Consider the following 20,730-nt stretch of genomic DNA (forward strand, 5'->3'; position numbering starts at 1 on the left):
TACTGCATTTTATATTTGAATCATTGGGGGCCCCATGGATATCAAACAGCTGAATCATCTGCTGCAATTGAGTGAAGCCGGCAGCTTCACCCGGGCCGCCAAACGCCTCAATCTGGCACAGCCGGCACTGAGTCAAAGCATCAAGCGCCTGGAATCGGAACTGGGGGTCACCCTGGTCAACCGCAGCCAGGGCATGGCTGACAGGCAGCTGACGCTGACGGCAGAGGGACAATTGCTGCTGGGGCATGCCAGAAGCATAGTGCAGCAGCTGGAGCAGGCAAAACAGCAAATCCGCGCCATGGCCAATCTGACCCGGGGCGAGGTACGCATTGCCGTTCCCGGCATGTTGGGCTCCTTTTACCTGCCTTCGCGCTTAATGGCGTTCCGCCATCGTTATCCGGATCTCAAGCTCAGTCTGTTCGAAGGCGGTACCCGCGATGCGCTGCGAATGTTGGAGCAGGAAGAAGTGGATATTGCGGTGATCACCGCCCAGGATCTGAAGCCGGAATTTGATTCCTGCCTGCTGGTGCGCCAGCAGATGGTGGTGGCCATGGGCCAGGAACATCCGCTTGTTCAGCAAAGCAGCGTCAGTCTGGAGGATTTCTTCGAGCACGAGCTGGTGATGTTCAAGCCCGGCTATTTTCACCGCGAATGGATCCTGGGGCGGGCAAAAGAGCTTAACAAACAACCCAATATTGCCTTTGAGACCAACCTTATCAATCTGATAAAGCAGGTGGTCAGCCAGGGCTTTGCCATCACCAGCGTGTTGGAAATGGTGATCAACGAGCGCGATAACATAGTGGCCCGCCCCTTTTCCCCACCTGTCTATCTGGACCTGCATATCAGCTGGAAAAAAGACCGGCCCGTGAGCCTGGCCGACCGCGCCTTTGTGGATTTTCTGCTGGAGAGCAGATAAAAAAGCAGGGCCTAAGCCCTGCTCTTCAATCATGCCCCATCAGATTACATGGGTTCTTGCTTGTTGGCAGCCCGGTCAAGCTTGGCGCGCAGTACCTGGGGATTGGCCTTCAGCCGTTCCAGCAAGCCCAGCAGATCGGCGTCGGCGGCTGCGGACAAGAGCACCAATTGGTTGCTGCTCTGCCAGTCAAGGCGCAGATCCATGGACTTGGCAAATTCATCGGCGGAAACCCCTTCAGCCAACTTGACCACCAGCTTACCGGTCAGCACTGCAAAAGGCTCGCCGCCCTGAGTCACCAACTCATTGCCCTTTTTCAACGACTTGGCAGGTTGGACACCCTTATCTGTTTTGACCAGGTATTGATCCTTAAGCCCAAGGAAGTCAGCACGGCTAAATGATTTCACCAGCGTGTTGCCATCGGCTGCCGGCAGCTTTTCATGAGCAGAAGCATTGGCGGCACCGCAACACATCAGGCCGGTCAGGGTTGAAGCCAGTACTAATTTAGACAATTTCATAATCTATTCTCCTTATCTTACGGCTCAGGCCTTGTGGCCGTGGAAACGGATTGACCAACCCTTAAGTTTACCGTTGGCTTCGTTGGGGATCTCAACGTCAGCTACTTTGTAAATCTTGAAGCTATATTCACCGCTGTTAACGTCTATCACCTTCAGTGTCCATTCACCCTTGCTGCTCTCACCATAGAAGGCGTTGGACAACATGGGCGTGGCATCGTAACCCGTTACCAGATCTGTTGGATCGGTAGGATCCATGACGCCCTGGTAGACCATGCCGTTGTAGGGCGTCATCAGCACGCTGCGGGTGCCGGCGGGAGAAATCAGCTCCACCGCCACATCCGGCAGACGCAGATGGTCGGCGGTCAGTTCAATTTGTACCGCTTCAATAACCAAGTCTTCCTCCACGCTGATGGCATCGGTCACACCGGCCACCTCGGCATCGGGAATGGCCTTATCCAGCTCGTCATTGCCTTGCCATTCGGTCACCTGGTATTCGCCCAGATTGGCCTTATACTCCTTGGCCATCTTAACTGCGGCGCCCAGGTCGATCCGACCAAAACCATATTCGGTGTGGAAATGGTAGCCGGCAGCATTGGTAATCCAGCTTGGAATGGCATCGTACTGAGGCGCGTCTTCACTCTTACCGACCGCCACAGTTACAGGGGCTATCTCTGCGTCTACCTGGGTCGCTGTGGAAGCCAGGATATGACGCACATCACGCCAGCTCAGGTTGGGATTGGCGCTCAATATTGCGGCGATGGAACCCGAGGTGTTCGGCGCAGCGGAAGAAGTGCCGTTCATCACCGAGGTGTAATCACACTCCAGGTTCATTGGATGCAAGCCGCCATGGAAAGGTGTGGAAGGCCTGTCTTCGGTCACTGCCCAGCCCTTGTCACAACCGGCTCTGTCTGTGGTCACTATGGCAGGATGATCTTCGCCGTACTCACCGCCCGGTGCGGTTACAAAGATGTTGGCTCCTACCGAAGAGTAGCTTGAGCGCACCCCATCGGCATTGATGGCACTGACCACCAGGTTATAGACGTTGCCGTTATCGGTGGACATGTTGGAGTTGTGGAATGGCAGGCCATTATTGGCCGCTATGCCTGCCTTACGGGCATCAAAGTAATCAATTGGCATCCAGTAATAGCCCATGGAACGGAAGTAGTTGTATCCGTTGCCGGCAGACTTCACAAAGATACTGCCCTTGCCATCGGCACTCTCGGTAGTCACTTCCTGATAGAGATCGTTTTCATCTTCATCGAAACCATGGGGGAAAGGCACTGAGTAACCATAGCTTTGGTTGAATACCCGGGCGCTGTCGCTGTAAGCGCTGGCGCCGTGGCTCAGGGCAAAGTTTTCAAAGGTTTGCACACTCTTCACTTCACCTGTTGGGTCATCATCCAGATAGTTAAAGCCAATAAGCTTGGCCTTGGGTGAGACACCCCGGCCACCAATACCGTTCCAACCTTCTGCTGCAATAATGCCACCCACAGCGGTACCGTGGGCAGACTCGTCGTCAAAGGGAGTGGGATCGATAGTGCCAGTGATCAGATTATGGGAGCCCCCTGCGACCACGTTGGCACGCAGATCAGGATGGCTTATCTCCAGACCGTCATCCACCACGGCAACCGTGATGCCCTGGCCCATGGCGCCCTGGGCAACGGCACCGGCGACATTCATATCTTCACCGGCCTTGCCGCGCATTTTGGCAAAGGCATTCTGGCCGGTGTTTTTCAGGTGCCATTGCTCGGCATACAGGGGATCGAATCCATCAATCTTGATGGTCAGGGTAGAAATGGATTCTGCCTTGCCGTCGCTGACCTTGAAACGCACCACTTCGGTACCGCTTTCGGCCTCGGTCACATAGGTAAAGGCGCCGGTCGCGGCATTGGTGATGGTCAGGGTGCCCAAAGTCACTTCGGCCGGATCCACCAGGGAGAAGCTGACACTGCCCTCGGCATCAGCACCTTCAAGTTGACCATTAAGGGTCAGCGATTGGCTTATGCTGTAGGCCACATCCTGGCTGGTGGGCGCGGTATTGGGTTTGGGTTTGGGAGCCGGGGCCTTGTCACTGCCACAGCCGGTGAGCAGGGCTGCCGTGATACTTAAGGCAATAACAGACTTACGCATTCTGAACATTCCTTCTTGTTAATTGAATCATCCATGGAACGCCATTCCAATTAATTTGGTGACCATGAATGTGTTGCGATTACTTATTAATGTGTGCTCTATCGGCGGCAGATTTTTAGCACAGGAAAGTTAAGTTGAAAACAGAAGGTTAACAGAACAAAAAACGGTATTAACCCATAAACTCACAGCTTGTAACATATTGAATGTTAAAGCTGAATGCTAACTGAATGAGTCAGCACTTTTTTATGTGTCAAGTATTTGAATTTCGGTAATGCCGCATACTTTATTGCGGATTGAATACGGCAAAATAGCTTGAAAAATTCTCAATAATATTTTTCGCCAATTTAATAAATTTATTTATAAGAAATAAAACCTCCGAAAATTAATCAGTCAAAGTGACTACAACATGGCGGGATGAAATACCGTATTTTAAATGAAGTAGATAAAAGAAAAGCGACCCTGGGGTCGCTTTTTTCTGTCTGCCTACTGGGCATCCGGCTGGTTCTCCGGCAACGCATCGATGAATGCCGGCAGGGCATTACAGTTGGCGCAAATGCGGACTATGTTGGGATACCTGTCCATCGGCACCTTGAAACGCTCGGCATTGTATACCTGGGGCACTAGGCAGACATCGGCCAGGGTGGGTTTATCGCCGAAGCAAAACCGACCAGCGTGCTGCTGCAATTGCTGTTCAATGGCGGCAAAACCCGTGTGGATCCAGTGGTGATACCAGGCATTCTTGGCCTCATCGGACAGGGCCAAATCCTTGCTTAAGTATTGCAGCACCCGCAGGTTGTTCAGTGGATGTATGTCGCAGGCAATGGACAAGGCCATGGCCTGTACCTGCGCCCGGGCAACTGCGTCTTTGGGGAGCAAGGGATTGTCGTCGTTTAGACCATCCAGGTAATCCATGATGGCCAGGGATTGAGTCAGGGCTGTACCATCGTCCAACACCAGGGTCGGTACCAGATGCTGGGCATTGAGCGCCACATAGTCATCCTGATGCTGCTGACCACCGTCTTTCACCAGATGCACAGACTGCTGCTCACAGCTCAGTCCCTTGAGGTTGAGGGCGATACGCACTCTGTAGGCCGCGCTGGAGCGCCAGTAACCGTATAATTTCATGTTTGCCTCCATACAGAAAACGGGGCCAGTGCCCCGTTTTATTCAACTTGACATTAAAGACAGCGCGCTCAGCGCTGGTATTGCACCACTTGCTGATCGATGGCGCCGAAGATGCTGTTGCCGGCATCGTCAAACATCTCGATACGCACCCTGTCACCAAACTGCATAAAAGGCGTGCTCGGCTTGCCATCGGCAATCACTTCCAGCATGCGCTTCTCGGCCAGACAGCTTGAGCCGGCGCTGCGATCGTAGTTGGAGATGGTACCAGAGCCTATGATGGCACCGGCGCCAATGGGGCGGGTCTTGGCCACATGTGACACCAGTTGGCTGAAGTTGAAGGTCATGTCGACACCGGCATTGGGCTTGCCGAACAGCTCACCGTTGAGATGAGTCACCAGCGGCAGGTGCACCTTGCTGTCCTGCCAGCGCTCACCCAGCTCATCCGGGGTGATGGCCACGGGCGAGAAACTGCTGGATGGCTTGGACTGGAAGAAACCAAAACCCTTGGCCAGTTCGGCCGGGATCAGGTTACGCAGCGACACATCGTTGACCAGCATCAGCAGCTTGATGTGCTGAGAGGCTTCTTCGCTGCTAACGCCCATGGGCACATCGTCGGTCACCACGGCAATCTCTGACTCGAAGTCTATGCCCCAGTCTTCGCTGGCCAGCTCGATATTGCTGCGCGGTGGAATGAAGCTGTCGGAACCGCCCTGGTAGAACAGGGGATCGGTCCAGAAGGTCTCCGGCATGTCGGCGCCGCGGGCCTTGCGCACCAGCTCAACGTGGTTCACGTAGGCGCTGCCATCGGCCCACTGGAAAGCACGGGGGAAAGGTGACAGACACTTGGTCTCGTCAAATGCCACTGTGTTTTCCAACTGGCCGGCATTGAGTGCATCGTACAGCTCGTTCAGCTGTGGGCTGAGCAGATCCCAACCATCGAGCAGTTGCTGCATGGTGTGGGCGATGGCGGGCACGGCAACGGCCTTGGTCAAATCGCGGCTTACCAGCATCAGCTGACCGTCACGGCGTCCATTGTGATAACTTGCTAACTTCATATCTGCTCCTGTCCTGTTATCCCGTCGTCGGAACGACGTTGAAATTGGCGATACAAATACCCCAAGGGGCCGAATAAGAGAATAGCGTGAGCAAAATCACATTTCACGCGACTTCCCCGGGGTTTGTAAATTTATTGATACACGCCAGAGTTCCCTGTGGCCCCATGGCGGCGGTGCGACATTGGCGGGCATTTGGGCCGCGCCAACATGGCAGTTTCTTTTTACAGCGCTGACGCCGGGCGTCAGCGCTTCTTGCTTATCTTATATTCCCTGAGCTTGTTGGCGATGGCCGTGTGGCTGACCCCGAGCTTTTTCGCCAGTTGTCTGGTGCTGGGATACGCGGGATAGAGGCGCCTGAGCAAACTGGCCTCAAACTGCTTCATGGCATCGTCGAGGCTGCCATCAAACTGGTGATCGAAATAGCCAAAACCTTCGGCGTAGGACGGCAGCTTCAGCTGCTCCACTGTCAACTCGGTGGAGCCATCCCACATGGACACGGCGCGAAACACCGCATTCTTTAATTGGCGCACGTTGCCGGGCCAGGCATAGGTCAGCAGATGATCCCGGCACTGGGCCGAAATCCTGCGCATGGGGCTGGATAGCTGCTGGCTGTAATGCTCGAGGAACATTTCCGTCAACGGGATGATGTCCACCCGCCGCTCCCGAAGAGATGGCATATGGAAGCTGAGCACATGGATGCGGTAATAGAGATCTTCGCGGAACTCGCCCAACTGGCACAGCTCGGCGAGGTTTTTCTGGCTGGAGCAGATAATGCGCACATCTACCCTCACCTCGTCATCGCCGCCGATACGTCTGAAAGAGCCCTCGGTTAACAGCCTGAGCAGTTTGACCTGGGCCGCCTTGGACATCTCGGCTATTTCATCGAGAAATACCGTGCCGCCCTTGGCTTCTTCAAACAGGCCCCGCTTGACTATGACCCCGTCGCGGACAAAGCCAAACAGCTCTTCCTCGGCGGCACTGTCCGGCAGCGCGGCGCAGTTGATGGCGACAAAGGGATGTTCACGGCGCATGCTGGCATCGTGACAAGCCCTGGCCATCAGCTCCTTGCCGGTACCGGTTTCACCTGTGATAAGCAAAGGCGCATCGAGCTGGGCCATACGTCTGGCCTGTTTGAGCACCTCTTTCATCTTGTCGCTGATGGCAAGTACGTTCTCAAAGCCCTTGGTCTGGCTTTGCAGCGCATTGAACTGCTTGCCGACACGGGCCGGCGACTTGAGGGAGACCACGGCACCGGCGAGTATGCTCTTGTCATTCTCATCGGGCAGGTAAATGGGCAGCATTTCCGCCAGATATTCGTTGGGGCCAATATTAACCCGGGTGGCCTGGGCCAACACCTGGGGTTCACTGAGCCAACGGCCGAAACTGAAGCCCTGCACCCAGTGATTAAGGGACTCATCCATCACTTCATGTTCGGCCATTCCCAAAGTCATCAGGGCAGACTCGTTGACGATACGAATGCGCCCCTTAACGTCGATGGAAAATACCGAGTCGGGCAAGGTGCGCAGCAGGGTTTTGAGGGCGTAATGCTCCTGCTCGGAAGGCATAAAGGCAACGGTGCGCACATCATAGACGCTCTCAACCTTGCGGATCTGCGGCATCAAGGCGCTCAGGGTTTCAAAACTGATTTCGGCAAACTGCAAATACAGAAATCCGAGGTTACTGGCGTCGATGGCAATCAAATTGATGCCGTATTTCTCCAGTACGACCAGGATGTCCTTGGCCAGACCCACCCGGTCCTGGCAACTCACTTCCAAGCGCATATGGTTGATTGTCCCTTTAGCTTGTTCATTTTTATGGGAACGTCTGTGACCGCGGCGACAAGTGACAAGGCGCTGCGGAGGCGTAGCGTACTTGGCCTAATACGGTAGAGCTTAACATGAAAAGTGGCAAGCGATGTTTACAGAGGAATAAACGACGGATGAAAAAAATCAGTGTGCAACCTTAGTTAACACACTGATTTTTACTGACTCATTATCAGCCGAGCAACTGGTCAGTCTTGGCTGCCATGATGAAGTCATTGCGGTGCAGCCCCTTGATGGAGTGGGACCACCAGGTCACTGTCACCTTGCCCCACTCGGTCAGGATACCGGGATGGTGAAATTCAGCCTCGGCCAGATCCGCCAGCTTATTGGTGAATTCCATGGCCAGTTTGAAATTTTTGAATTTGTATACCCGTTCCAGCTGCATGATGCCGTCACGGACTTCCACGGCCCAATCGGGGATCATGCGGATAAGTTCTGCCAGCTCGGCATCGGACACTTTGGGCGCATCGGCCTGGCAGGCCTCACACTTCATGGTAGCTAAATCGCTCATTACTGCTCCTTATTGTTGTTCTGGGGTCAAACGGCCTTGGCCTTGGGTTCAAACAGGGGGGCAAACAACCCAAGCTGCCTGGCACGGGTGATGGACTGCATAATATCCATACGGGCAATCTCATCAAGAAAATCAATATGTTCAATTACATAATAGATGGGCTGCATTATATCTATGCGATAAGGGGTACGCAGCACATCCATAAGTTCGAAGGGCTTACGCTGGGGTACATCGCCCAGGGCGTACATGGTTTCGCCGGGTGAACTCAGGATGCCACCACCGTATATCCTCAGCTCATCGTCCTTGTGCTGTAACAGGCCAAATTCCACAGTGAACCAGTAGAGCCGGGCCAGATACACCCGTTCTTCCTTGCTGGCGGCCAGACCCAACTTGCCATACATTGCGGAAAAGTTGGCAAAGGAAGGGTTGGTCAGCAGCGGGCAGTGACCGAAGATCTCATGGAAAATGTCCGGCTCCTGCAGGTAGTCAAACTCTTCGCGACTGCGAATAAAGGTCGCCACCGGAAACTGTTTGCTGGCCAGGAGTTCAAAAAAGCGTCCAAAGGAGATCAATGCCGGTACAGCGGCTGTTTTCCAGCCCGTAGCAGCCATCAATACCTTATCCAGCTCAGGCAGCTGGGGGATCCTGTCCTTGGGTAAATCCAGCGCATCCAATCCATCAAGATATTGCTGGCAGGCGCGGCCGGGCAGATTCACTGCCTGACGGGCATAAAGCTCGCTCCAGATCTGGTGCTCATCATCCGGATAGGCGATAAAGCCTTGGGCATCCGCCTGGCGGGCAACGTATTGGGTTCCTTTCGTCATGGTGTTTCACTTCACGTCAACTGCAACCCCCCAATAGTGTTCCAACGGATGTTTTTTGTTAACTCCTTCACGTTTTATTCCCGCGGGATCCGCTAGGGATTTTTGTAAAGCTTTTATTACAAAAGCACTACATGAATGTTGTATTTACAGCCTTTTTTATCCCTACCGCTATCGGAACCGTAACAGATGGTTCCCGAAATCCCACAAACCGGAAAATTTCGCATAACCGGGTACCAGCCAATGGTTTTTGCCTCCGAGTCCATTACAATAGGCATATCCGAACCTGCCGGTGCAGGTCATACGACGCCCAATCCCGGTCGAACCGCTTGGGACGTTAACTACTGTGGTTTTCAAAAAAGGAAAGGTATGAAGCCAAGCAAGATCCGTAAGGCTGTGATCCCGGTTGCCGGACTGGGTACCCGTATGTTGCCCGCCACCAAGGCCATTCCCAAGGAAATGCTGCCCGTCGTGGACAAGCCGTTGATCCAATATGTGGTCAGCGAGGCCATCGCCGCGGGGATCAAGGAAATCGTACTGGTCACCCACGCCAGTAAAAACTCCATCGAAAACCATTTCGACACCAGCTTCGAGCTGGAAGCGCAATTGGAGCGCCGGGTTAAGCGTCAACTGCTGGATGCGGTGCAATCCATATGCCCCAAAGACGTGACCGTCATCAGTGTGCGTCAATCCCAGGCCAAGGGCTTGGGTCATGCCATTCTCTGTGCCCGTCCCGTGGTCGGCAACGAGCCCTTCGCCGTGCTGCTGCCGGATGTCCTGATTGATGAGGGCAGTTGTGACCTGACCCATGACAACCTGGCCGCCATGGTGCAACTGTTTAACGACACAGATGTAGGCCAAATCATGGTTGAAGGCGTACCGCACGAGCTGGTACACCAATACGGCATAGCCGACGTTAATGGCCACGATCTCAAGCCCGGCGAGTCCGAACCCCTGATTGAATTGGTGGAAAAACCCGAGCTGGAAGAGGCTCCTTCCAACCTGGCGGTGGTAGGCCGCTATGTGCTGCCTGCGGAAATTTGGCCCCTGCTGGCCAAAACCCCGGCCGGTGCAGGCGATGAAATCCAGCTGACCGATGCCATTGCCATGTTGATGGAGAGCCAGACAGTCAACGCCTATTACATGCAGGGTCGCAGCCACGATTGCGGCAACAAGCAAGGCTATATGCGCGCCAATGTGGAATATGCCCTGCGTCATCCCGAATTGGCAGAGGAATTTACCTCTTACCTCAAGAGTTTGGTCAAAGGATTGAAGTAATGACGATTTTGGTTACCGGCGGCGCCGGATATATCGGCAGCCACACGGTAGTCGAATTGCTGCAGGCGGGTGCTGAGGTGCTGGTGCTGGACAACCTGTCCAACTCCAGCATCACGGCGCTTGAGCGGGTTGGTCAGATCACCGGCAAGTCGGTCGACTTTATTGAGGGAGACATACTCAACAGGCCGCTGCTGCAAAAACTGTTCTCCGACTACAAGATTGACGCTGTCGTACACTTCGCCGGACTCAAGGCCGTCGGAGAGTCCGTTGCCAAGCCGCTGAAATACTACGAGAACAATGTCACAGGTACCTTAGTCCTGTGCCAAGTGATGGCCGATTTCGGCGTCAAACAGCTGGTATTCTCCTCTTCGGCCACTGTCTATGGCGATCCGGCCAGTTTGCCCATTACCGAAGACTTTCCCACAGGTGCCACTAATCCCTATGGCCGCTCCAAACTGATGGTGGAAGAGATACTCGCCGATCTGCACCATGCCGACCCCAGTTGGAACATTGCCAGACTGCGTTACTTCAACCCGGTTGGCGCCCATGAAAGCGGCCTTATTGGTGAAGACCCCAACGATATCCCCAATAACCTGATGCCCTTCATCAGCCAGGTTGCCGTTGGCAAGCGCGAGTGCCTGAGTGTGTTCGGTCAGGACTATCCCACCCAAGATGGTACCGGGGTTCGCGATTATATCCATGTGGTTGATTTGGCCAGGGGCCACCTCAAGGCCCTGGAAAAACTTGCTCAACAGCCGGGATTGGTGACCTATAACCTGGGCACAGGTGTGGGGTACAGTGTGCTCGACATGGTAAAGGCCTTTGAACATGCCTCGGGGCAACCCATCAAGTACCAGATAGCTCCCAGACGTCCCGGTGATATAGCCGCCTGCTATGCCAATCCCGACAAAGCGAAACGGGAACTGGGCTGGCAAGCCGAATACGGCATTGAGGAAATGGTTGTCAGCAGTTGGCGTTGGCAGTCAAATAACCCCAACGGTTACGGACAGTAGGATAATTCATGGGCGATAGCATTAATCTTGGCCGCAGACGTCTGTTCGGGCGCAAAGCCGATAACGCCATTCGCCCACCTTTTGTGCGCGAGGATACAGAATTCACCGACATTTGTACCCGCTGCGACAAATGTATCAAGGTCTGCGAAACCGGTATCCTGTTCCGGGGTGATGGCGGCTTTCCCGAGGTCAATTTTACCCAGGGTGAATGCACCTTCTGTCAGGCCTGTGTTGATGTCTGCCCCGAACCTCTGTTTGATAAACTCAAAAGTCCCCCCTGGACACTGAAGGCACAGATCTCGGATGCCTGCCTCACACAGCAGGGGATCTGGTGCCAGAGTTGCCGGGATATCTGTGAACCCGGCGCAATCAAGTTCACCCCGGCGGTGGGAAAACCTCCCTCACCCCATGTGGATTTGGACGCCTGTACCGGTTGCGGCGCCTGCGTCGCCCCCTGCCCCAGCCATGCCATCAGTCTGCCACCGGGAAATGCTACTTAAGCCCCGATGGCTCATCTAAAGCCTTGGCGGTTAAAGGACTTCAATCCAAGTTTCCACCGGTGGGACAGCCAAAATTCTGACTCCCAAGCGCCAAAACTTAGTGGTTTTGCCGGCCCGAAAAGCACGGTAATATCGCTGAAAATTGTGTAGCTGGACAAAAGTATTATGTTTGCAAAAAACAAATCGGGCGCAGAACTGACCTACCTGGCCAAGGGATGTTCATTCAAGGGCAACAGCCAATTCAGCAGTAACTTGCTGGTAGGGGGCGCGGTCTCAGGCAAGTTGCAATCGGAAGCCAAAATTACCATCGAAGCCGGTGGTCTGGTGGATGGCGAAGTCCATTGTCAGGAAATGAAAGTCTCGGGGCACTTCTCCGGTAAACTGCAGTGTGAAAAGCTGGTGATTGCCGCCGGTGGCCTGGTGGAAGGTGAAGTCAGATGCAACGCCATGGAAATCTACGAAGGTGGCCAGTTTGTAGGCATTCGCCAAAGAGATGCCATCCAGGGCGAGCTGCTGCATCCCGGCCCAACACCCGAGCCGTTGTTGGAACAAGCCTGATATTCCCCTCGAAGATTCAGTCAAAAGTAAGCAGTCTGTTAAATTTTGACATCGATCATAGTAAGGTTATTTGCCTGTGCTACCCTGTTATTCATCTCTTTCTTAAGCAGGCATTAAGCTATGCAACAGCAGCTTATCCGGCAAATTGGCGAACTGGATGTGTTTGCTTTGCAGGTTTTTCGCGCCATTTTCGAATCCGGACACGCCAATATTGCGGCCAGACAGCTGGATGTTTCGCCACCAAAAATAAGCCGCAGTCTCAATAGCTTAAGACAAGCATTCACCGATGAGCTGTTCTACAGACGCGCCCAGGGACTCAGAGCCACTCCACTGGCAGAGCAGCTCTACCCCATTGTCTGTCAGCTGACCGATTCTTTGTTTGCCCTGGGACATTGTGCCTTTACCGCAACTCAGGAGCAGCACAGCCCTTGCCTGCAATTGGCCGTGTGTGAAGGCTTTGTGGCCCCACTGGCCCTGGCCATTACCACAGGGCCACACCAGAGCCGTTTTCAACTGCACAGCTGGCAAAACCAGTCTGCCGATTTGATTCATCGCGGCGAACTGGATATGGGCATTTGCCTGTCGCCCAATGAACATCCGGAATTGAGTTACGAGGCGCTCGGTACCCCCCAGAAATTGTGTCTTGTGGGTCGTGATGACCACCCTATTTGGCAAGCCAGTATGCCGACCTTGGAACAGCTGTGTGAGTTTCCCGTGCTGAGCCCGGCCCACCCCAATGCAAATGGGCCACAGGCGTCACTGGCACTCTTTTGCCAGCGCGAGGGCATAGCAGCCCCCAGCCAGATCATCAGCCAGGATAAGGAAGAATGGTATGCCAACCTGTTGACTCAGGATAGTCTGGCGCTGGTAACCGCAGCCGAGCAGGAATTACTGACCTGTCTACCGCGGCTGAAAGTGAAGGCCATGGATGAAGGACAAAGCGGCCGCCTGAACTCTCAGGTTCAGCCCGCCGTGTTTTATCTGGTTGAAAAGCCCATGCGCTACCGCAGATACAGCGAACAACAGCGTGTGGAAGTCATTGAATTGTTGCGCGGATTGCTTTCATAAACAGCATTTATTTCACACATCGCAATTGCGCATTTTAAAAAAGGGAATTTACATACTTGAGGTTTAAGTCTTTGTTCACAAATACAAAACAAAGAAGTAATTACCTCTTTATGTATAGGAGCAGCACCTTATAGTTAAGGTACTGCATACGCAGTCTGAAAGGCTACAAAGGGACGCGATGATGAAAAACTACAATAAATCTCTGATGGCCATGGCACTTTTCAGTGCCCTGACCCTCTCCGCCTGCGGGGACGGGAAAGATGGCCAAGATGGAGCACCCGGTACCCCAGGTACTCCAGGAACCCCAGGCACACCCGGCGCACCTGCCGGATCTACAGTTTCTTACGTGGATTCGGCTGCCGATGTGACCTTTGAAATTCAACCCGCCGACATCAATGTTGCCGGCAGTGGCACCTTTGCCATCAAGTTCAAAGCAATGGGTAAAACCCCGCAGGGCAAGACAGTGCCCTTTACCGGACTTGACATGGTGTCCCTGTACTCGGTGACAGTTAAAGAAAACACCTCTGGTGACGGTGCGCCATTGCAATGGGTTAACAATGCCATGACCCAGGGCCTTGGCTCTTCCATGTACTGTACCCTGACAGGTACCTACACTTCCCGTGGCCGTACCGGAAATGCCTGTACCATGGTGGAAGACGCCAGCGAACCAGGCACCTATACCGGCACCTGGACCCATGATGGTGCCGCGCCCATCATGAATCCCAATGATGACTTAAATGCCACCCACCGCTTCTTTATGCGCGCTTACAACATTAAAGACAGCGAAGGCAACAGCGTCTCCGGCAAGGTACTGTCGGATCGACTGGACTTTGTCCCTGCAACCGGTGAACTGGTGGCCGATACCGGCAAAGACACAGTGACAGTGGAAGCTTGTATGAATTGTCACGGTAATCAGGATGGTCATATTGCCAAGATCCGTGCTCACGGCAACTATGAAAATCCGGAAAACTGTATCACCTGCCACAACCCCGACAATCAGCCCTCTGAAGAACAACTGGCCGAAGGCTGGGTGTTTGATTTTGGTGCCATGATCCACCGTATCCACGCCGGCCATCACATCAGTGATTACCTGTCAGGCGAAGCCAAGGAGTACTTTGGTGAAATCGGCTTCCCAGGTGAACTGAGTGAATGTACCAGCTGCCACAATAATGGCGACAGCTGGGAGCAAAATCTGTATCGCCAAGCCTGTAAAGGTTGCCATATCAATGTCAACTACGACACAGGTGAAGGCCACTCAGAGTTCAGCCTGGTGCAGACAAATGACACCCAGTGTAAGAACTGTCATGGTGCTGGAGGCTTGAGCCCTGCCGTTGTCCACAATGTGGGTAAACGCGCCGAGTACGCCAATCTCTTCAAAATTGAAGCTCAAACAGCCACAGTCACAGACCCAACTCCTGGCGATGGTAAGAAGACTCTGACAGTCACTGCCAAAATCACCATGAACGGTGCGCCAGTGGCCGATGGCACTGTGCTGAGCGATTACATGACCAGCACTACTCGCGGTATGCTGATCGGTAATATTGATGCCAATGGCAGTGTAACCGCGCTGAACGGCACATCTGCTGCTATCAGCATCACCAGCGGCGCAACCCTTGCGGGCGGCATCTTAACCAACAGCAAGGAATTTGACGAAACCAAACTGACAGGTACTGTTTATGTGACTGCCGAAGTACAGGTGTGCGCAGACAAAGGTGCAGTGGTGAAATGTCGTGATGGCGCCGGAACAGCGCTGGAAGGATTGGAGTTTGGTGTGGACCACGGCCTGGCCAACTCTGCCCCGCTCACTTACTTCAATCTGGACGACCCATCAGGTGCCACTGTGGTTGCCCGTATGGATGACCCAAGCAGGATCACCATAGATGAAGCCAAGTGTAACGGTTGCCACCAGAACCTGACCCATATCAAGGGTACCCATGGTGTAACCGAGTTCACCCAGTGTATGAACTGTCACAACGAAAACACCGGAATGTCTTTCCACTCCACAGTGCAATACGACACCGGAACTGTAGACGTTGACGGCAACAGGATATTCGCCACTGTACCGGGTTTGACCTTTGGACAGAGAGATCTGGTGACTGTTGCCCACCGTTTCCACAGTGGTAACTGGGATGCAGGACGCAGTATTCCAGCAATCTACCGTGACAAGGACATGAAACTGAATGGTTTCCCTGGGGTTGAGAACGACTGTAGCGCCTGTCACCAGGACAATGCCAAGTTCTTCGCCGCCGATGGTGGCCTGACATCCGGCAAGCGTGCCGTACTTGTGGGCAGTAACTATGTCACACCTGTGGCCGAAGCCTGCCGCGCCTGTCACGAGCACTCTGATGACGCAGCCTTGGCCCACTTCAAGAGCATGGGCGCCATAGTTGCCAGTGATGCAGCAACCAGTAAGGACCTGCCGGTTGAAAGCTGCGCAACCTGTCACGCCGAAGGCAAGGAATTCGGTGTCGATAAGATGCACGCCAACTAATAGCTCAAGCTAGACGTAAAAAAGGGGACCTGCGGGTCCCCTTTCTTATGCTTCAACTCTGTGGGCTTATTGCGACGGACCAGTTGCTATAACGGCAAGTAAAACTCTCTTGATAACCGGAAGTGAGCCAGTCTATATACTCGGAAAAACCTGCCGCTTTAACCCGGCACCAAAAACAGAATTGCCTCATCATCATAGGCGGATATGACTCCACCATAAGGTTTACCCGGGCCATGAAAAGAAGGTTTGAGGTCGAAGGGTTACTCCGGCAGAAAGGTAATCAACGACGGGTTATTCAGGCGGGTTGTCCGCCAACTGCGCCTGCCGGGTCTGACGCAGCAACCGCGCCACCTCCATTGGTTCCCTATCCAGGGCATCGGCAGGAATATACAGATGGTAGCCCAAATGCTTGGCCAACAGCTCACTGCGATGGCCAAACATCGCCAGTACCCCGCGGTAGCGCTCACCGTTAACAATAAGCGGGGTAAACTCGGTCCCAAGATAAGCCTCCAGAGTTTGCAGGCTCTCTTCATTGGCGACAGCCGTCATCATCAGCGGCCTTTGCTCCGACAACAGGCCCGTAGCCAGTCTGGGGGAAATGGAGTCCAGCACAGGATTGATGGCGTAGAGCCTGAGGCCAATGAAGGGTAAGTCCAATTGCTCCAAGCCATGGGACACCCGCGGAATATCGATGCGCTGGATATTGTCCCAGCGTACATACAACTGACCACGACGGTGTTTAAAGGTAAATCCCTGCTCATCACCGATAAGGCTTTCGTCGGGCTCGGCCAATTTAGCCCAGCCAAGCACCATGGCGAGCACCCCAAGAGAAAAACAGGTTAGTCCCAGCGCAAACAAGGACTGAGAATTGAGAAAAATCCCCAGCCCCAACAGTGCCAGCACCAGCCCTCCCAGACTCAGGGTCAGGCCATTGTGCTTGGCGCGGGGTTTAACGGTGAACAGGGGAGATGTCATGCATGCCTCAGCCAAAACCAGAAAAGGCCCACATATTCGTGGATTGCCCGCTGGGATGCAAGCAGGAAGCTGCCATCGGGACGCCACCAGTAGCCGCTGCGACCATAAAAATCCGTGGGCGCCGGAGCCGCCTTGATACCGCGCAGTTTGAAAATCGCCATGGCCCTGGGCATGTGGGTGGCGGAGGTTACCAGGCGCACCGGCACATCCCCAAGAATTTGGCTCAGGTACTCGGCCTCTTCCAAGGTGTCCCGAGCCTCGGGCAAACGCAGTATTCGGTCGGGTGCCACACCGAGTTCGACGGCCGCCTCCGCCATCACGTCCGCGTGTGCCCGACCACGGCCACCATTCCAGCCACTGACAATCAACACACAATCCTTGCCAAGGCGCAGCTGGGCCAATCCTTCGGTCAGGCGCGCCAAAGCAGTAGGCGACAACTGCTGCACCACACTGCCGGCTATGCCGTCATCGTGTCCCGAGCCCAGCACCATCACCTGGCAGCTTCCTTCAATGGGGCTGCGATTGACCTCATACTGCGCCTCTAAAGGAGCGGTTAACAACTTGCTGCCCCAGGGCATGGACAACACCAGCAGCAAAACGGCGGCACAGGCCAGCAGGAACCTGGCCTTGGCGCGGGAGCGAATGAGGATAAATGCCAGCAGTATCAGCAGTAGCACCAGTGGCAAGGGCATAACAAACAGCGAGAGGATTTTTTTCAACCAAAACATGGACCAAGCTCCTTATCGGTCAAGGTTAGCCGCTGGCCCTTTCTTGAATACGGACCGGTGGATAAGGATAACTGCTGCAGAGACAAAAACGCCAGCCCCGGGGCTGGCGTTTGGTCATCGCAGTGGCGTTACTTACTCCACAGCCAAGCGGCGCCGCGAACTCCGGAGGAGCAGCCGAAACGGTTTGGCACCACTGGAGTATCACATTCACCGCCGAGCACGTATTTTCGCAGCAGTGCCGGCAATTTGGGATAGATGGCCTCAACATTGGACATGCCGCCACCGAGCACTATGGCGTCGGGGTCGAGCACATTGATCACATGGGCCAGGGAGCGCGCCAGACGGTCCATATAGCGTTCAAAGGCTGCAATGGCCAGCTCATCACCCTGCTCAACCAAGGCCATGATTTCATTGCCCGTCTTGGCATTGCCACCATGGGCATTGAAGTCCCTGACAAAGCCGGTACCGGAAACAAAGGTCTCAATACAGTCGGCATTGCCACAGAAACATTGGGTGGTATTGAACTCATCGGCACGCATCCAGGGCAAGGGGTTATGACCCCATTCGCCGCCAATGCCATTGCCACCGGCGTGCACCCGACCATTGATGGCAACACCGGCGCCGCAACCTGTGCCTATGATGACGCCGAATACCACACCCTTGCCGGCAGCGGCGCCGTCAACGGCTTCGGATACGGCAAAACAATTGGCATCGTTGGCCACCCGTATTTCGCGGTTAAGGCGTTGCCCCAGGTCCTGGTCCAGCGGATGGCCGTTGATCCAGGTAGAGTTGGCATTCTTTACCAGGCCGGTAAAGGGTGAGACCACGCCCGGGATGCCAATACCCACGGTGCCGCTCATGCCCAGCTCGGCCTCGGCCTCCTGCACCAGGGCGGTCAGAGTTTGAAGGGTCCCCTCATATTCACGGGGCGTTGGCACCCGCTTGCGGTACAACTCTTCACCTTCTTCGCCAAGGGCAACCAATTCTATTTTGGTGCCACCGAGATCAATACCCATACGCATAATGAAACTTGCCTCTTTCTGTCAGCACTTTCACATAGTGCTGTTATTCCGTGCCCTGCCCTGGCGCCAAAGCGAGAAACCAGGGGTTGAGCAAGCTTTCTTTTTGGTTATACCTGAGGGGCTGACGGCTTTCATATTCCAGCACCTTGCCACCGGCAGCTTCCAATACGGCCTGGGCTGCCGCAGTATCCCACTCACTGGTGGGCCCAAGGCGCGGGTAGAGATCGGCCCGCCCTTCGGCCAGCATGCAAAACTTAAGCGAACTGCCAACGCTGAGCAGCTCATGCTCGCCCAACTCGGCCAGATAAGCCTCGAGCCCGGGCGAGCCGTGGGAGCGACTGCCGACCACCAAGGGTACCGGTCTGACATGCTCAGCTCCTGTCAGTGGCCTTGCCTGTTCACCTGGCACTCTCAACCAAGCACCCAGGCCTTTGGCACCGACGTAACAGGCGCCCTGACCTTCTTCCCCTCCAAAACAGGGGGCGTAAACCACACCGGCAACCGCTTGCCCCTGACGTATCAGAGCAATATTGACGGTAAACTCGCCATTGCGCTTGATGAATTCCTTGGTACCGTCCAAGGGATCCACCAGCCAGTACTCCTGCCACCCTTGCCGTACCGTCCAGGGCACCTCCGCCTCTTCCGACAACACGGGCACACCGGGATAGCGCTCCGACAAGGCCGACATAATGACTGCATGGCTGGCTAAATCTGCCGCGGTGACCGGGCTGTCGTCACTTTTGAGCGCCACATCAAATTGCTCACGGCCATAAATGGCCAAAATGGCATCACCGGCACGGCGCGCCATGTCGGCCAAATTGTCTAGTAATTCAGGCCCTATGGTGATGATTGTCATTGGATTCTCCGGGATACATGAGGCTAAACTGCCGGCCATTATGCCACTTCAGCATCCCCGGATTTATAACAAATTCATCATATTCCCGAGAAATGATACTAAGCCAGCAGGCCGGGGCAGGAAAGCCCCGCAGGCCCTTGTGCATTCGTATTCAGGTCAAAAGCATTCCAGCGCATACCGGAAACAGGGTGATAAGCCGGGACGGTAGTGTTGGCTTGAGGTCAGGGTGAAAGGCAGTGAGCAAGGAAGCCTGCGCTTTTACCAAGAGAAGGTAAAAACGCAGGCCATAGAGGAGTTAACGAGCGCAGTTGTAGTAGTCCAAATACCAATTGGCAAAGGCCTCAACGCCTTCTTTAATGCCCACCTTGGGGCTGTAACCCGTCAGCTTGAACAGATCTTCGGTATCAGCCCAGGTGGCTTTCACATCGCCGGGCTGCATAGGCATCAAGATTTTTTCAGCCTTACGCCCCAGTGCATTCTCAAGCGTTTCAATGAAATCCAGCAGTTTTACCGGACTGCCGTGGCCGATATTGAGCACCCGATAAGGGGCCGAACTTTCTGCCGGTGTCCCCTGCTCCACGGTCCAGTCAGCTTGGGTTGTCGGCGGTAAATCCGCCACCCGTACTATGCCTTCAACAATATCATCGACAAAGGTGAAGTCGCGACTCATCTCCCCCTGGTTAAATACCTTGATGGGCTCACCGGCCATAATTGCCTTGGCAAACAGCATAGGGGCCATGTCGGGGCGTCCCCAAGGGCCATACACGGTGAAGAACCTCAGGCCCGTGGTCGGCAGACCATACAAATGGGAATAGCTGTGAGACATGAGCTCATTTGCCTTCTTGGTCGCCGCATACAGAGACACAGGGTGATCAACACTGTCGGCTGTGGCAAAAGGCAGCTTTTGATTCAGCCCATAGACGGAACTGGAAGAGGCATACACCAGATGTTCGACCTTATGATGGCGACAGCCTTCAAGCACGGTCAGGTGGCCCACCAGATTCGCATCCGCATAGGCCATTGGGTTGTCGATGGAGTAACGCACACCGGCTTGGGCACCGAGGTGAATGACCCGTTGGAATTGCTCCCTGGCGAACAACCCGGCCATCGCCTCTCTGTCCGCAAGATCCATCTGAATGAAAGAAAAATTGGATTGGTCTGCCAACTTCCCAAGCCTATCCTGCTTCAGGCTGACCTCGTAATAGTCGTTGAGATTATCTATGCCCACTACCTGATGGCCATCACGGCAGAGAAATTCAACCACCCGGGCACCGATAAAACCGGCTGCGCCTGTCACCAAATACTTCATATCAACCTCTCAAATGTAAAACGCCGCCAACGGCGG

The 20,730-nt window shown here is 54.4% G+C and carries 19 protein-coding genes; 7 read left to right on the forward strand and 12 right to left on the reverse strand.

The features are described from left to right. The first annotated feature begins 34 nt into the window (after window positions 1-34). Entirely contained in the window at window positions 35-916 is an 882-nt protein-coding gene (locus tag JYB84_RS11360) for a LysR family transcriptional regulator (protein ID WP_207320187.1), read from the forward strand. 44 nt (window positions 917-960) lie between these two features. On the opposite strand, the gene JYB84_RS11365 is transcribed toward JYB84_RS11360, so the two are convergent. The 7 genes from JYB84_RS11365 to phhA form a co-directional block, all read right to left on the reverse strand. Then, window positions 961-1,431, reverse strand: a complete 471-nt coding sequence (locus JYB84_RS11365) for a hypothetical protein (protein WP_207320188.1) — start codon at window positions 1,429-1,431, stop codon at window positions 961-963. 24 nt (window positions 1,432-1,455) lie between these two features. Next, window positions 1,456-3,561, reverse strand: a complete 2,106-nt coding sequence (locus JYB84_RS11370; protein ID WP_207320189.1) for a S8 family serine peptidase — start codon at window positions 3,559-3,561, stop codon at window positions 1,456-1,458. 483 nt (window positions 3,562-4,044) lie between these two features. Next, window positions 4,045-4,686: a maleylacetoacetate isomerase gene (gene maiA / locus JYB84_RS11375; RefSeq protein ID WP_207320190.1), complete on the reverse strand. Its 642-nt coding sequence runs from the start codon at window positions 4,684-4,686 to the stop codon at window positions 4,045-4,047. 68 nt (window positions 4,687-4,754) lie between these two features. Continuing rightward, window positions 4,755-5,741, reverse strand: coding sequence for a fumarylacetoacetate hydrolase family protein (locus JYB84_RS11380; RefSeq protein WP_207320191.1), 987 nt, complete (start codon window positions 5,739-5,741; stop codon window positions 4,755-4,757). Between the two features lie 242 nt (window positions 5,742-5,983). Further along, window positions 5,984-7,522: a transcriptional regulator TyrR gene (tyrR, locus tag JYB84_RS11385; protein ID WP_207320192.1), complete on the reverse strand. Its 1,539-nt coding sequence runs from the start codon at window positions 7,520-7,522 to the stop codon at window positions 5,984-5,986. A 214-nt stretch (window positions 7,523-7,736) separates the two neighbouring features. Further along, entirely contained in the window at window positions 7,737-8,075 is a 339-nt protein-coding gene (locus JYB84_RS11390; RefSeq protein WP_207320193.1) for a 4a-hydroxytetrahydrobiopterin dehydratase, read from the reverse strand. Between the two features lie 26 nt (window positions 8,076-8,101). Continuing rightward, window positions 8,102-8,899: a phenylalanine 4-monooxygenase gene (gene phhA / locus JYB84_RS11395; RefSeq protein ID WP_207320194.1), complete on the reverse strand. Its 798-nt coding sequence runs from the start codon at window positions 8,897-8,899 to the stop codon at window positions 8,102-8,104. A 366-nt stretch (window positions 8,900-9,265) separates the two neighbouring features. On the opposite strand from phhA, the gene galU reads away from it, so the two are divergent. The 6 genes from galU to JYB84_RS11425 all read left to right on the forward strand — a co-directional run bounded on the left by galU (window position 9,266) and on the right by JYB84_RS11425 (window position 15,804). After that, complete coding sequence (gene galU, locus JYB84_RS11400; RefSeq protein ID WP_207320195.1) at window positions 9,266-10,174, forward strand: UTP--glucose-1-phosphate uridylyltransferase GalU; 909 nt, start codon at window positions 9,266-9,268, stop codon at window positions 10,172-10,174. Further along, window positions 10,174-11,187, forward strand: coding sequence for a UDP-glucose 4-epimerase GalE (gene galE / locus JYB84_RS11405; protein ID WP_207320196.1), 1,014 nt, complete (start codon window positions 10,174-10,176; stop codon window positions 11,185-11,187). Before galU ends, galE begins: the two co-directional genes overlap by 1 nt. Before the next feature lie 8 nt (window positions 11,188-11,195). Beyond that, on the forward strand, window positions 11,196-11,687 hold the full coding sequence (gene napF, locus JYB84_RS11410) for a ferredoxin-type protein NapF (protein WP_207320197.1): 492 nt from the start codon (window positions 11,196-11,198) through the stop codon (window positions 11,685-11,687). A gap of 165 nt (window positions 11,688-11,852) precedes the next feature. Next, the gene (locus JYB84_RS11415; RefSeq protein WP_207320198.1) at window positions 11,853-12,245 is read left to right on the forward strand and encodes a bactofilin family protein; all 393 of its coding nucleotides are present in this window, start codon (window positions 11,853-11,855) and stop codon (window positions 12,243-12,245) included. A gap of 120 nt (window positions 12,246-12,365) precedes the next feature. Further along, window positions 12,366-13,313: a LysR family transcriptional regulator gene (locus tag JYB84_RS11420; RefSeq protein WP_207320199.1), complete on the forward strand. Its 948-nt coding sequence runs from the start codon at window positions 12,366-12,368 to the stop codon at window positions 13,311-13,313. Window positions 13,314-13,491: 178 nt separating this feature from the next. After that, the gene (locus JYB84_RS11425; RefSeq protein WP_207320200.1) at window positions 13,492-15,804 is read left to right on the forward strand and encodes an OmcA/MtrC family decaheme c-type cytochrome; all 2,313 of its coding nucleotides are present in this window, start codon (window positions 13,492-13,494) and stop codon (window positions 15,802-15,804) included. Window positions 15,805-16,095: 291 nt separating this feature from the next. On the opposite strand, the gene JYB84_RS11430 is transcribed toward JYB84_RS11425, so the two are convergent. From JYB84_RS11430 to JYB84_RS11450, 5 genes are all read right to left on the reverse strand, one after another. Continuing rightward, window positions 16,096-16,779 carry a DUF2982 domain-containing protein gene (locus tag JYB84_RS11430; RefSeq protein ID WP_207320201.1) on the reverse strand — a complete coding sequence of 228 codons (684 nt, stop codon included), beginning with the start codon at window positions 16,777-16,779 and terminating at the stop codon, window positions 16,096-16,098. Next, window positions 16,776-17,507, reverse strand: a complete 732-nt coding sequence (locus JYB84_RS11435; protein ID WP_207320202.1) for a YdcF family protein — start codon at window positions 17,505-17,507, stop codon at window positions 16,776-16,778. The genes JYB84_RS11430 and JYB84_RS11435 overlap by 4 nt, the downstream gene beginning before the upstream one ends. 128 nt (window positions 17,508-17,635) lie before the next feature. Beyond that, complete coding sequence (gene mak / locus JYB84_RS11440; protein ID WP_207323199.1) at window positions 17,636-18,532, reverse strand: fructokinase; 897 nt, start codon at window positions 18,530-18,532, stop codon at window positions 17,636-17,638. A gap of 40 nt (window positions 18,533-18,572) precedes the next feature. Beyond that, complete coding sequence (gene cysQ / locus JYB84_RS11445) at window positions 18,573-19,385, reverse strand: 3'(2'),5'-bisphosphate nucleotidase CysQ (protein ID WP_207320203.1); 813 nt, start codon at window positions 19,383-19,385, stop codon at window positions 18,573-18,575. A 295-nt stretch (window positions 19,386-19,680) separates the two neighbouring features. Continuing rightward, window positions 19,681-20,694, reverse strand: a complete 1,014-nt coding sequence (locus JYB84_RS11450) for an NAD-dependent epimerase (RefSeq protein ID WP_207320204.1) — start codon at window positions 20,692-20,694, stop codon at window positions 19,681-19,683. Window positions 20,695-20,730: the final 36 nt, after the last annotated feature.

It is taken from the genome of Shewanella cyperi, assembly GCF_017354985.1.
GTDB lineage: Bacteria > Pseudomonadota > Gammaproteobacteria > Enterobacterales > Shewanellaceae > Shewanella > Shewanella cyperi.

Bases quoted from the DNA above. Each gene is read 5' to 3' on its own strand.
- JYB84_RS11420 (WP_207320199.1), top strand. From the start codon at position 12,366: ATGCAACAGCAGCTTATCCGGCAAATTGGCGAACTGGATGTGTTTGCT.
- JYB84_RS11415 (WP_207320198.1), top strand. From the start codon at position 11,853: ATGTTTGCAAAAAACAAATCGGGCGCAGAACTGACCTACCTGGCCAAG.
- galE (WP_207320196.1), top strand. From the start codon at position 10,174: ATGACGATTTTGGTTACCGGCGGCGCCGGATATATCGGCAGCCACACG.
- phhA (WP_207320194.1), bottom strand. From the start codon at position 8,899: ATGACGAAAGGAACCCAATACGTTGCCCGCCAGGCGGATGCCCAAGGC.
- maiA (WP_207320190.1), bottom strand. From the start codon at position 4,686: ATGAAATTATACGGTTACTGGCGCTCCAGCGCGGCCTACAGAGTGCGT.
- galU (WP_207320195.1), top strand. From the start codon at position 9,266: ATGAAGCCAAGCAAGATCCGTAAGGCTGTGATCCCGGTTGCCGGACTG.
- JYB84_RS11430 (WP_207320201.1), bottom strand. From the start codon at position 16,779: ATGACATCTCCCCTGTTCACCGTTAAACCCCGCGCCAAGCACAATGGC.
- JYB84_RS11380 (WP_207320191.1), bottom strand. From the start codon at position 5,741: ATGAAGTTAGCAAGTTATCACAATGGACGCCGTGACGGTCAGCTGATG.
- cysQ (WP_207320203.1), bottom strand. From the start codon at position 19,385: ATGACAATCATCACCATAGGGCCTGAATTACTAGACAATTTGGCCGAC.
- napF (WP_207320197.1), top strand. From the start codon at position 11,196: ATGGGCGATAGCATTAATCTTGGCCGCAGACGTCTGTTCGGGCGCAAA.
- JYB84_RS11360 (WP_207320187.1), top strand. From the start codon at position 35: ATGGATATCAAACAGCTGAATCATCTGCTGCAATTGAGTGAAGCCGGC.
- tyrR (WP_207320192.1), bottom strand. From the start codon at position 7,522: ATGCGCTTGGAAGTGAGTTGCCAGGACCGGGTGGGTCTGGCCAAGGAC.
- JYB84_RS11450 (WP_207320204.1), bottom strand. From the start codon at position 20,694: ATGAAGTATTTGGTGACAGGCGCAGCCGGTTTTATCGGTGCCCGGGTG.
- JYB84_RS11390 (WP_207320193.1), bottom strand. From the start codon at position 8,075: ATGAGCGATTTAGCTACCATGAAGTGTGAGGCCTGCCAGGCCGATGCG.
- JYB84_RS11365 (WP_207320188.1), bottom strand. From the start codon at position 1,431: ATGAAATTGTCTAAATTAGTACTGGCTTCAACCCTGACCGGCCTGATG.
- JYB84_RS11370 (WP_207320189.1), bottom strand. From the start codon at position 3,561: ATGCGTAAGTCTGTTATTGCCTTAAGTATCACGGCAGCCCTGCTCACC.
- JYB84_RS11435 (WP_207320202.1), bottom strand. From the start codon at position 17,507: ATGTTTTGGTTGAAAAAAATCCTCTCGCTGTTTGTTATGCCCTTGCCA.
- JYB84_RS11425 (WP_207320200.1), top strand. From the start codon at position 13,492: ATGATGAAAAACTACAATAAATCTCTGATGGCCATGGCACTTTTCAGT.